Source organism: Corynebacterium sp. HMSC05D03 (genome assembly GCF_001807205.1).
Lineage (GTDB): Bacteria > Actinomycetota > Actinomycetes > Mycobacteriales > Mycobacteriaceae > Corynebacterium > Corynebacterium aurimucosum.
This window is the reverse complement of record NZ_KV788161.1, coordinates 1-1,221: the sequence shown is the minus strand read 5'-3', so window position 1 is coordinate 1,221 and position 1,221 is coordinate 1. Positions and strand designations below refer to the sequence as shown.

The following is a 1,221-nucleotide window of genomic DNA, read 5'->3' as shown; positions in this document are numbered from 1 at the left end:
CGTTTGGCTGTGGCCGGAAAGCAGACCTTGGTACTCGGGAACCAAGGTGAAACGTGAACCATGGGGACCACTGAGCTGTCATCATCGTGCTTGCACCTACCCCGGCCCGGCGGCGAGCGACTTCCCACTGCATGAGGAGTACAGCGGCAGTCCATGCCGGCGCATGCAACAACTTTCGAAGAATGGCAGTGGTGAGGTGAAAGGGAATGTTTCCCACAATGACGCAGGGAGTGGCGGGTAACGGGAAGTTGAGGAAATCATCATGGACCACTTCGACCGACGCCGAGGCGGTCTTTTTTGTGAGTTTGGCAGCTAGTTTTGCGTCCACTTCAACTGCCGTTATCGCCCTCCCCAAGTGGGATATCGGGTGAGTGAGGGCACCGCTTCCTGGTCCGATCTCAATGATGGGGCCGGAGGTTTGTTTTACAAGATCGACGATGGAGTTGATGATCTTGTGGTCTGTGAGAAAATTTTGGCCATGTTCGTGACGGCCGTATCCGTATGTAGACATCAGGTGTGCTCCGTGGAGTTGAAACGGAGCCGGGCATGGCAAATGGCCGCCCGGCTAAAGGACCGGAGCGGTTTCTAACCTGCGGGAGGGAGAAAACCGCCTTAGCGGCTGGTGAGCGGCCGCATGAAAAAGGAACCTGAAATCAACATGGGCCTATCGTATCCAATTAATTTCGCAGGGTCCAATACGGTGAGAAAGAAGACAACCGCACCGCAACAGTGCAAGACCTCTCTGGATTGGAATTTAATTGAACATGGGTTTGGGGTACGACGCGCCCTACTCGGAGTGGCACGGACACTACGGCTGCGCGCCCACACACAACAGTAAAGAGCTCGGCAATGCACAGACACGTAACGAGAGCGCCACAAATGTATGTACGTTTAAGTTACAGCATCGACACTGACGCTCCACATGGAGGGACGGCCGCAGCCCTGCAGCAAGCACACGGCAGGGTGTCTGCTTCGGGCGACGTGAAATTACGCAGAAAAATACGAAACACATCACCGCAGGTCACGGTAGGTATTTGCGGGTCATTTCGTAATCTCGTAAACGAAAAGAACAAAACTACGAAACACAAAAACATACGTTGAGCAGCGTAAATGGTTTTCGTTTCGTAATTTTTCCACTTTTTGAAGAAAATCTAAATAAGAAGAGACACCTTGATTGCGATTGTGTCCCGTGTCACATAGCTGCAACCCCTGCAGCGTGCC

At 52.8% G+C, this 1,221-nt stretch carries 2 protein-coding genes; both read right to left on the bottom strand.

Features of this window, described 5'->3' with window-relative positions:
* A partial coding sequence (erm, locus tag HMPREF3147_RS12410; RefSeq protein ID WP_141740703.1) for a 23S ribosomal RNA methyltransferase Erm occupies positions 1–511 on the bottom strand: 511 nt, incomplete at its 3' end.
* A 530-nt stretch (positions 512–1,041) separates the two neighbouring features.
* Positions 1,042–1,221, bottom strand: a 180-nt coding sequence (locus HMPREF3147_RS12900; RefSeq protein WP_210384558.1) for a hypothetical protein, incomplete at its 5' end; no start/stop codon positions are given.